Annotated in this window: 9 protein-coding genes and 1 pseudogene; 6 read left to right on the top strand and 4 right to left on the bottom strand. The window is 60.0% G+C overall.

Annotated elements, in window-relative coordinates:
- The first annotated feature begins 89 nt into the window (after positions 1-89).
- Positions 90-689: a hypothetical protein gene (locus tag POM99_RS21690; protein ID WP_277280842.1), complete on the top strand. Its 600-nt coding sequence runs from the start codon at positions 90-92 to the stop codon at positions 687-689.
- Between the two features lie 20 nt (positions 690-709).
- On the opposite strand, the gene POM99_RS21685 is transcribed toward POM99_RS21690, so the two are convergent.
- Together POM99_RS21685 and POM99_RS21680 are read right to left on the bottom strand one after the other, a co-directional pair.
- Positions 710-877: a helix-turn-helix domain-containing protein gene (locus POM99_RS21685; RefSeq protein ID WP_313792156.1), complete on the bottom strand. Its 168-nt coding sequence runs from the start codon at positions 875-877 to the stop codon at positions 710-712.
- 29 nt (positions 878-906) lie between these two features.
- A complete protein-coding gene (locus tag POM99_RS21680) occupies positions 907-1,113 on the bottom strand; it encodes a helix-turn-helix transcriptional regulator (RefSeq protein ID WP_277280838.1) in 207 nt (68 codons plus the stop codon).
- Positions 1,114-1,579: 466 nt separating this feature from the next.
- On the opposite strand from POM99_RS21680, the gene POM99_RS21675 reads away from it, so the two are divergent.
- The 4 genes from POM99_RS21675 to POM99_RS22450 are packed head-to-tail and all read left to right on the top strand — an operon-like array spanning position 1,580 to position 8,337.
- A complete protein-coding gene (locus tag POM99_RS21675) occupies positions 1,580-3,178 on the top strand; it encodes a class I SAM-dependent DNA methyltransferase (protein ID WP_277280836.1) in 1,599 nt (532 codons plus the stop codon).
- Positions 3,168-3,578 (top strand): nucleotidyltransferase substrate binding protein, encoded by a 411-nt coding sequence (locus POM99_RS21670; protein ID WP_277280834.1) that lies wholly within the window; start codon positions 3,168-3,170, stop codon positions 3,576-3,578. The genes POM99_RS21675 and POM99_RS21670 overlap by 11 nt, the downstream gene beginning before the upstream one ends.
- The gene (locus tag POM99_RS21665; RefSeq protein ID WP_277280833.1) at positions 3,575-5,203 is read left to right on the top strand and encodes a restriction endonuclease subunit S; all 1,629 of its coding nucleotides are present in this window, start codon (positions 3,575-3,577) and stop codon (positions 5,201-5,203) included. The genes POM99_RS21670 and POM99_RS21665 overlap by 4 nt, the downstream gene beginning before the upstream one ends.
- Positions 5,200-8,337, top strand: coding sequence for a type I restriction endonuclease subunit R (locus POM99_RS22450; protein ID WP_277280832.1), 3,138 nt, complete (start codon positions 5,200-5,202; stop codon positions 8,335-8,337). The genes POM99_RS21665 and POM99_RS22450 overlap by 4 nt, the downstream gene beginning before the upstream one ends.
- A gap of 7 nt (positions 8,338-8,344) precedes the next feature.
- Here POM99_RS22450 and POM99_RS21655 read toward each other — a convergent pair whose 3' ends face one another.
- Both POM99_RS21655 and POM99_RS21650 read right to left on the bottom strand, forming a co-directional pair.
- The gene (locus POM99_RS21655) at positions 8,345-8,569 is read right to left on the bottom strand and encodes a conjugal transfer protein TraD (RefSeq protein WP_277280831.1); all 225 of its coding nucleotides are present in this window, start codon (positions 8,567-8,569) and stop codon (positions 8,345-8,347) included.
- Between the two features lie 22 nt (positions 8,570-8,591).
- Positions 8,592-8,897, bottom strand: coding sequence for a conjugal transfer protein TraD (locus tag POM99_RS21650; RefSeq protein WP_277280828.1), 306 nt, complete (start codon positions 8,895-8,897; stop codon positions 8,592-8,594).
- 172 nt (positions 8,898-9,069) lie between these two features.
- Between POM99_RS21650 and mobQ the strand changes: the two are divergent.
- Positions 9,070-9,540 (top strand): annotated as a pseudogene (gene mobQ / locus POM99_RS21645) (MobQ family relaxase); the annotation flags it as partial.
- Positions 9,541-9,654: the final 114 nt, after the last annotated feature.

Here is a 9,654-nt window from a genome sequence, read left to right as displayed (position 1 = left end):
CAAGGCGCGTGGCTACGCGAGCTTCTCCACCATCCGCACCATGGTGTTCCTGCTCGCTGGCAAGCTGGACTTCGGAAAACTCAATCAGCATGCAACCTGACCCACTCGTTTTTCAAAAGAGCCGAAAATTTGGCCTGATTTACGAGTCTACTGAAGATATGTTGTCTGGGCTTGACCAGAGTGAAATTGATCAGCTCACTTCAGACATTATTGACGCCAAAAAAAGAAACGGAAAATCGAAAGATAATGCAAATCTGCTTGCGATGAATGATGCTATACAAGTTCTTCGAATTTATCAAAAACGAAAGGAGAGGCAAGAAGCAAGCCCAGGAAGTGCATTTGGCTTCCAAACATGGTGGCTAACACAGGATCAAAAGGTCAGGCGCGGTGCTGCAAGAGCTATTCGCAACAATGGCGGAAATTTCTTTATGCTTCGACCTGAATTTATCCTGACATACATAAGCCTCGCCCCGAGCCAAGCGCAAGTCCGGACAAGCTTTGAAAAGGTCTTCCCGTCCGCCCTTGGCGTTCGGCTGTCATCCGGACTGCGGAGTGGAGTATTTGAGCGGGTTCTCAGATCGGCAGCGCAACTCGATCAGTTGGACGATGCCAGAGCCGCATCCATGATCGCGAAGCTAACTGAGCGACTTAAGGCTGACAGCGTTAGGGAATTTGACGTCAAATGGTAGGGTAAAACGCATTGCACGGTTCAGGCCGGTCCCACCGAACATCGTTTTTGGATCAGCGTTCGAAGGCTCGCAGTCGTAACGCGCGTCGATTTGCCCAGTTTCACGACATCCACTTCACCAGCGGCGATCAGCTCATAGAGCTTGGTGCGACCGACGCCGATCATACGAGCGGCGTCGTTCACCTTCACGCAGATCGGCTCGATTTGGTGAGGCGTAGTCACTGCGCCGCGCCTTCATTCCGGTATGCCACGGGATCATCGATCCAGCGATTGATGGCGGATTCCCGCCAGCCTGCGCCATGAATGCTGATTTTGACCTGGGACGGAAACGTCCCTTCGGCGATCTTGCGATACATGGTCGAACGCGAAAGGCCGGTACGGGCGAGGACGGTCTTGAGGCGGATGATCTTGTCGGTATTGGACATGGGACTTGCTTCCATTCGTTGGCGTTCACTGGTTGCCCCTGACGCAAGAGTTCATCGCCGAAATGCTTGGTGCAAGACGATTTTCAGCCCTCCGTCCCGCCATCGCAAACGCGGATAGAATGACCGGGAGAAGGATAGGCACGGCTACGGACAGATAGAGAAGGTGGCGGATGCCAACCCAGGCGTGCTCAGTGGGACAAAAATCTCGCCATTCCCCTCGCTCCGAAGGCATGTCCCCTCAGCCGTCACCGTCAGCGGCGGAGATTTGCGCCATGACTGGCGGCAATTGCGCGCGAATCAGCCGCAAATGCGCAGCCTGCTGTCCCAAGGTTTGCCGATGAGCGAGGACGCATAGCCAGGCTATGGCTTCTGCCCATTTCGTAAACCCGAGTGGCCCCGCTCACTCATTGGTTGCCCATGTGCCGCGTCCTCCGCTACCCATGGCGGACAAGGGGAATACGGTTCAATGGCATCGCAAAGTAATAGCGGCAGTGATCTTGGTTTCGAGGCAGAGCTGTTCAAGGCGGCGGACAAGCTGCGTGGCAATCTGGAGCCTTCGGAATACAAGCATGTCGCCCTTGGCCTGATCTTCCTCAAGTTTATCTCCGAGGCGTTCGAACATCACCGCGCCAAGCTAATGCAGGAAGAGTTCGCCGATCCGGAAGACCCGGAGGAATATCTCGCCTCCAACGTGTTCTGGGTGCCGCCGGAAGCCCGGTGGGAGCATTTGCAGGCCAATGCCAAGCGCCCGCAGATCACCTTTACTGATGTCACCACCGGCAAGGAGCGCGTGGGCGACATTGGCAACCTGATCGACAACGCGATGGATTCCATCGAGCGCGCAAACGCCGCCGTGCTCAAGGACGTGTTGCCCAAGGAATATGGCCGCCCGCAGCTCGACAAGACGATGCTCGGCGAGCTGATCGACCTGTTTTCCAAGGTCGGCATGCGTAGTGCGGACGGCAAATCGAAAGACTTGCTGGGCCGCGCCTACGAGTATTTCATCAGCCAGTTTGCGGGTGCAGAAGGGCGGCGCGGCGGCGAGTTCTTCACCCCCCGTTCCGTCGTGCAGACCATTGTCGAGATGTTGGAACCGCACAATGGCCGGGTTTACGATCCGGCCTGCGGATCGGGCGGCATGTTCGTGCAGTCCGAGCGGTTCATCGAAAGCCACGAGGGCAAGCGCAGCGACATCGCCATCTACGGGCAGGAGCGCAACCATACCACGTGGAAGCTCTGCAAGATGAACCTGGCGGTGCGCGGCATCGATGCGGACATCAAGTGGAACAATGAAGGATCGTTCCTGAACGACGCCTTCCCCACGCTGAAGTTCGATTATGCGATGGCCAACCCGCCGTTCAACATTTCCGACTGGTGGCAGCCCCAGCTTGAAGGCGATGTCCGCTGGAAATACGGGACGCCGCCCGCAGGGAACGCCAACTTCGCCTGGCTTCAGCACATCATCCACCACCTGGCCCCGCGCGGCACGGCTGGCGTGGTGCTGGCCAACGGATCGATGTCATCCCAGCAATCGGGCGAAGGCGAAATCCGCAAGGCGATGATTGAGGGCGATGTGGTGGATTGCATGGTCGCTCTGCCCGGTCAGCTCTTCTATTCCACGCAGATTCCCGCCTGCCTGTGGTTTCTGGCGCGAGACAAGGGCGCGAATGGCCATCGTGACCGGCGCGGCGAAATCCTGTTCATCGATGCCCGCAACCTTGGCCACATGGTGGACCGCACCCGGCGCGAGTTCTCGGAACAGGACATCGAGACGATTACCGGCGCCTATCACCGCTGGCGGGCGAAGCCGGATGCGGGACTGGGTGAGTATCAGGACATCCCGGGTTTCTGCAAATCGGCCACGCTTGAGGAAGTCCGCAAACACGGCCATGTCCTCACGCCGGGGCGCTATGTCGGGGCCGAGGATGCCGAGGACGACGGCGTGCCCTTTGCCGAACGCTTCGCCGCGCTGACAGCGACCCTGGAAGATCAATTCAACGAAAGTGACCGGCTGACCGCGCTGATCCGCACGAAGCTGGCAATGGTGGTGCCCGATGCCGATTGACCTCTCTATCGAGCCTTTTGAAAAGGCCATCGTCTCGCTGGAAGTCGCGCTCGACCGGCACGCGCAGGACAGCGGCGACGATCTGGTGCGCGACGCCTGCATCCAGCGGTTCGAGTTCACCTATGAGCTGGCCCACAAGATGCTGAAGCGGTTTCTCGAGGCGACCTCGCCCAATCCAGACGAGTTCGACAACATGACCTTCCAGGACCTGATCCGATCCGGCAATGAACGCGGGCTGTTGCGCAGCGACTGGTCGCTGTGGAAGGAATATCGGCGCGCGCGCGGCACCACCAGCCACACCTATGACGAGGAAAAGGCGCGCGAGGTTTTCGCCATCGTGCCCGATTTCCTGTCCGAGGCGCGCTTCCTGCGGGATCGCCTGCGTGAAGGGCTGGCATGAAGCAGCCGATCGATCTGCGCCCCGATCATGCGAAGATCGTGCATGAGATTATCGCCCGGCATCTGCCCGCCGGGGTTTCCGTGCGCGTGTTCGGCAGCCGCGCGAAGTGGACGGCCAAACCGCATTCGGACCTTGATCTGGCGCTGAAGGGCAAGGAACCGTTGCCCCGTTCGGTGCTGGGCGATCTGGCAGAGGCGTTCTCCGAGAGCGACCTGCCCTTTCGCGTTGATGTGGTCGATTGGCATACCGTCGCGCCGAGCTTTCAGGAGGTGATTGACCGGGACGGAAAGCCGTTAAGTTGGCCAATCGTCAGCCTTGGCGACCTAATCGAGATCAAGCATGGTTTTGCATTCAAGGGAGAGTATTTTTCTGACGAGCCAACCGACGATGTGCTTGTTACACCCGGGAATTTTGCCATTGGCGGCGGCTTTCAAATCAATAAGCTGAAGTTCTACGATGGTCCCGTTCTGGAAGATTATGTTCTGCGGACGGGCGATGTTGTCGTCACAATGACCGACTTGAGCAAGCAAGCCGACACGCTGGGCTACTCAGCCATAGTCCCAAGCTCCCACTATCGTTTTCTCCACAATCAGCGAGTTGGCCGGGTTCTTCTCAAGTCAGATGATGCAGACCTGACGTTCATAGCTTGGCTGCTACGCACCTCGTCCTACCGCGCCACTGTTGTCGGAAGTGCCACCGGTTCTACGGTCAAGCACACATCTCCGGGGCGTATCTTGGAATATCGTTTCGGCTTGCCAACGCTAACTGAACAGAAGCAAATCGCGTCAGTTCTTAGCGCTCTGGACGACAAGATTGAACTCAACCGGCGGATGAACGAGACGCTGGAGGGGATGGCACAGGCGATCTTCCGGGACTGGTTTGTCGATTTCGGCCCGGTGCGGCGCAAGGCGGCGGGGGAGACGGACGCGGTGGCCATCATGGGTGGCCTGACCCCGGACCCCGCCCGCGCCACCCAGCTCGCCGCCCTCTTCCCGGATGCCTTCAGCGATGATGGCTTGCCGGTGGGGTGGCAACGCTTGCACCTGTCAGACATTGCTTCGCAGGGCAAAGGCAGCATCAATCCGCAGAGCCAGCCGGAAACCGTATTCGAGCATTACAGCCTGCCTGCCTTCGATAAAGGACAAGAGCCGTCGATGGATGCTGGCTCAACCATCAAGAGCAACAAGACGCCGGTTCCTTTGGGATCAATCCTGCTGTCCAAGCTCAACCCTGAAATTCTGCGCGTATGGTTGCCGAACGATCATGCGGGCGCGGCGCAGATCGCATCGACTGAGTTTCTTGTGTTCATCCACAAGCCCGGCGCATCGCGCTCGTTGCTGTTTGCCCTGTTCCGCGATCCTGACTTCCGGACCCTTATGCAAGGAATGGTGACGGGCACGTCGAAGAGTCACCAGCGTATCTCTCCGCCCGCTTTGCTGGCGCAGGAGGTGATTGCTGCCAATGTTAGCCTGTTTCCGGCGTTCTCTGCATTGGTTGAACCGATGCTGGAGCGGCTTCTGGCAAGCCGTGCCGAGAACAACTCTCTTGCCGAAACCCGTGACTACGTCCTCCCCCGCCTGATGTCCGGCACGGTGCGCGTGGCCCGTGAAAGCGAGGCGGCGTGAGCATCACGGAAGACATCGTCGAACTGGCAGCCATCGAGACGCTGCAGGAACTGGGCTGGAGCTATCTCCACGGCTCGGTGATCGCGCCTGATGGCTCCGCACCAGAGCGCCGTTCTTTCGGCGATGTCGTCCTGACCGGCAGGCTGGAAGCGGCGATTGCCCGGATCAACCCTGACGCTCCCGAGGCCGCGCGCGCCGAAGCCATGCGACGGGTGCTGACCGGCGAGCTGCCTGATCTGATCGAAGAGAACCGGCGCATCCACAAGCTGCTGACTGAAGGCGTCGATGTAGAATACCGCGCCGACAGCGGCAAAACCGCCGCCACCAAAATCTGGCTGATCGACTTGGAGCGCGCCGATGCCAACGACTGGCTTGCGGTCAACCAGTTTGTCGTGGTCCAGAACCGCGCCAATCGCCGCCCGGACCTGGTCCTGTTCGTCAACGGCTTGCCGCTGGCCGTGCTGGAGCTGAAGAACGCCGCCGCGCAGAACGCCACGATTGCCGATGCATACAACCAGTTGCAGACCTATCTGCACCAGATCCCCGGCTTGTTCAGCACCAATGCCGTTCTGGTGACATCGGACGGCATGGAAGCGCGCATCGGCTCCATCACCGCCAATGCCGAACGCTTCATGCCCTGGCGCACGGTGGACGGCGAAGACTTTGCCCACCGGGGCACGCCCGAGCTGGAAACCCTGCTGCGCGGCGTGTTCACCCGCGCCAACCTGCTCGCCCTGATCCGCGATTTCATCGTGTTTGGCGATAAGGGCGAAGGTTCGTTCAAGATCATCGCCGGCTATCACCAGTTCCATGGTGCGCAGAAAGCGGTGCGTCAGGCCGTGGAAGCATCACGCCCCGATGGCGACCGCAAGATCGGCGTGATCTGGCACACGCAGGGTTCGGGCAAGAGCCTGCTGATGGCCTTCTTCGCCGGGCTGACCGTAAAATCGCAGGCGCTGGAAAACCCGACGCTGGTAGTGCTGACCGACCGCAACGACCTCGACGATCAGCTCTACGGCACGTTCGGACTGTGCCGTGACCTGATCCGCCAGAACCCGGAACAGGCAGACAGCCGCGCGGACCTCAAGCGGCTGCTCGACAAGGCGGCTGGCGGCGTGGTGTTCACGACCGTGCAGAAATTCTCGCCCGAGAAGGGCGAGGAGAGTTTCCCGCTGCTGTCCGACCGGCGCAACATCATCGTCATCGCCGACGAAGCGCATCGCAGTCAGTATGGCTTTGAGTCAAAACTGAACCGGGAAACCGGTCTCAGGCGCTATGGCTATGCCCACTATATCCGGCAGGCCATGCCGAACGCCTCTTTCATCGGTTTCACCGGCACGCCGATTGAAGCCGCCGACATCAACACGCCCGCGATCTTCGGCGAATACATCGACATCTACGACATCAGCCGCGCCGTGGAGGACGGAGCCACGGTGCCGATCTTCTACGAAAGTCGCCTCGCCCGGATCGAGCTGAATGACGATGAAAAGCCGCTGATCGACAGCGAGATTGAGGCGCTGATCGAAGATCAATCGCTGACCGAAGCGGAAAAGCTGAAGGCCAAATGGTCCGCCGTCGAAGCGCTGGTCGGTTCCGATAAACGGCTGGCGCAGGTGGCAGAAGACATGGTTGCGCACCTTGAGGCGCGCATCGAGGCGATGAACGGCAAGGCGATGGCCGTCTGCATGAGCCGCCGCATCTGCGTCGCCCTCTATAACCGCATCGTCGCCTTGCGGCCCGACTGGCATTCGACCGACGATACGCAGGGCGCAGTCAAGATCGTGATGACCGGCTCGGCATCGGACCCGCTCGACTGGCAGCCGCATATCGGATCGAAGAAGCGCCGAGATGACCTCGCCAAGCGCGCCCGCAATCCCGATGATCCGCTTCGCTTAGTGATTGTCTGCGACATGTGGCTCACCGGCTTTGATGCGCCCTGCATGAACACGATGTACATCGACAAGCCAATGCGCGGACACGGGCTAATGCAGGCCATTGCCCGCGTGAACCGGGTGTTCAAGGACAAGCCCGGCGGGCTGGTCGTCGATTACATCGGCGTTGCACAGAACCTGCGTAATGCGCTCAGCCAATATACCGATTCCGACCGCGACAAGACCGGTATTGACGAATCCGCCGCCGTCGCCGCGATGATGGAGCGGTACGAAGCCATCCGGGACCTGTTCCACGGCTTCGACTACCGTCCCGGTATCACCGGGCAGCCCCGCGAACGCCTGATCTGCCTTGGCGGTGCCATCGACTGGGTTCTGAAATGGCAGGAATCACTGGCCGCACGGCAGAAGACCGACGAAGAGAAGAAGCGAGCGCATCGCCGGTTCCTCGACATGGTTCTGGAACTGTCGAAGGCCTATGCTTTGGCTTCAGCCAGCGACGAAGCTCGCGCCATTCGGGACGAAGTCGGGTTCTTCCAAGCCATCCGGGCGGCACTCGCCAAGACCACTGCAACCGGCAAGATCAGCGAGAAGGACCGGGCATTTGCCGTGCAGCAGCTCGTGGACCGGGCCGTCGCATCGTCCGAGATCATCGACATCCTGAAAGTGGCCGGACTTCAGTCCCCGGACATCTCCATCCTGTCGGACGAATTCCTCATGGAAGTCGGCAAGATGGAGAAGAAGAACCTCGCTCTGGAAGCCCTGAAGAAGCTTCTCAATGGTGAGATTGTCAGTCGTTCCAAGACCAATCTGGTCGAGAGCAAGGCATTCTCTAACCGGCTTGAAGAAGCCGTCGCCCGCTATCACGCCGGGGCCATTTCTGCCGTAGAGATGATCCAGGAGCTGATCGAACTCGCCAAGGATATGAAAGCCGCCCGCGCTCGCGGCGAGGAGATGGGACTCAGCCAGGAAGAAGTCGCCTTCTACATGGCCCTCGCAGAAAACGAGAGCGCGGTCGAAGCCATGGGCAACGAGAAGCTGCGCGTCATCGCCCATGAATTGCTGGAGCAGTTGCGCAGCAATGTGACTGTCGATTGGCACCAGCGGGAGAGCGCCCGTGCCCGCATGCGTGTTCTGGTTAAGCGCATCCTCAAGAAGTACGGATATCCGCCAGACCTTGCCGACGAGGCTGTTCAGACCGTTCTGGCGCAGGCGGAAATCCTGTTGCGGGAAATCGGGGACTGAACCTCACTCAATCGCTTTCTGCTTCAAACGCCCGCTTGCCTTTCCGCTTCCACAGCACCAGCGCCTGTTCCCGCTCCTCACCCCGCAGCTTGGCCGCGACTGTAAGGAACGCACCGTAAAGCGCGGCGCGATCATCATCGACGAGTTCGACCAGCCCGGCCTTTACGACCAGACCGCCCAGTTCGATCAGTTGCCGCGTGCGTTCGCGTCGCTTCACCTGCCATTCGCGCATGTCGGTTCGCGCCTTTCGTGCCTCAAGCCGATGCCGCGCCGCCGTCAAGCGGGAGAGCGCCACCCTGCTGGCCTTGAGGTCCATCGCCACGCTTGCGCGCCTTGCTCTGAAAGAAGGCCGCGCCCCGCTTGCGCCACGCCTCCTTCCTCTGGGCTTCGCTGGTTTCCGCGATGACGAGCAGCGCACCGGCAAGGGTTTCCGCATCGGTCGCATCGGCCCCGGTGGCGATCACCAGTTCGCCGAGCTGCTGCACGCGGCGTTCCTTCAGTTGCTTCGCCTTATCGGCGAGCGCCTTCAGTTCCGAATCAAAGTCACGGGGTTTGCGCATCGAAGTTCTCCATTGAGAGGTGATGCGCTGATGATAATATCGATGCTCTCCCAATGCTGTAGAGTCGTCGAGACGGCCTGATACTGGATAGTCCCGAGCAGGATTTTATCATGGGAGGGCGCGCTTATACGTCGTGCCGACGTCGCGCTCATGGCGTAGATGGATTGCCGTCATGGCGATCTTCCACCTCTCCGTCAAAGTCATCAGCCGGTCGAGCGGGCGCAGCGCCGTGGCGGCAGCGGCCTATCGCGGGGCCGAGCGGCTGCACGACGAACGCCTCGACCGCGACCATGATTTCACCAACAAGGACGGGGTCGTCCATTCCGAAGTGCTGCTGCCGGAAGGCGCGCCGGAGGAGTTTGCCAACCGCGAGAAGCTCTGGAATGCCGTCGAGGCCGCCGAGAAGCGCAAGGACGCACAGCTCGCCCGCGAAGTCGAGTTTGCCATTCCCCGCGAGCTGACCAAGGAACAGGGCATCGAGCTGGCGCGCGAATTCGCCGAGGCTGAGTTCGTTGAAAAGGGCATGATCGCTGACCTCAATGTCCATTGGGATATTGGCGCGGACGGCCAGCCCAAGCCTCACGCCCATGTCATGCTCACGATGAGAGAAATTACTGGGCGCGAAGTCGGCAAAAATGCGCGGCGACAACTACGATGGCCGGTTGAGCGGCGACTATGATGGCCGGTAGGATCGGTTGTCTGGTCTGATCGTAGGGAGGGGCGCAGCCCCGACCGGAGAGCGGACCAGACAACCGGT

It is taken from the genome of Novosphingobium cyanobacteriorum, assembly GCF_029436685.1.
Taxonomy (GTDB): domain Bacteria; phylum Pseudomonadota; class Alphaproteobacteria; order Sphingomonadales; family Sphingomonadaceae; genus Novosphingobium; species Novosphingobium cyanobacteriorum.
Note: the sequence above shows the minus strand (reverse complement) of the source record. Positions and strands in the feature narration are given on the sequence as shown.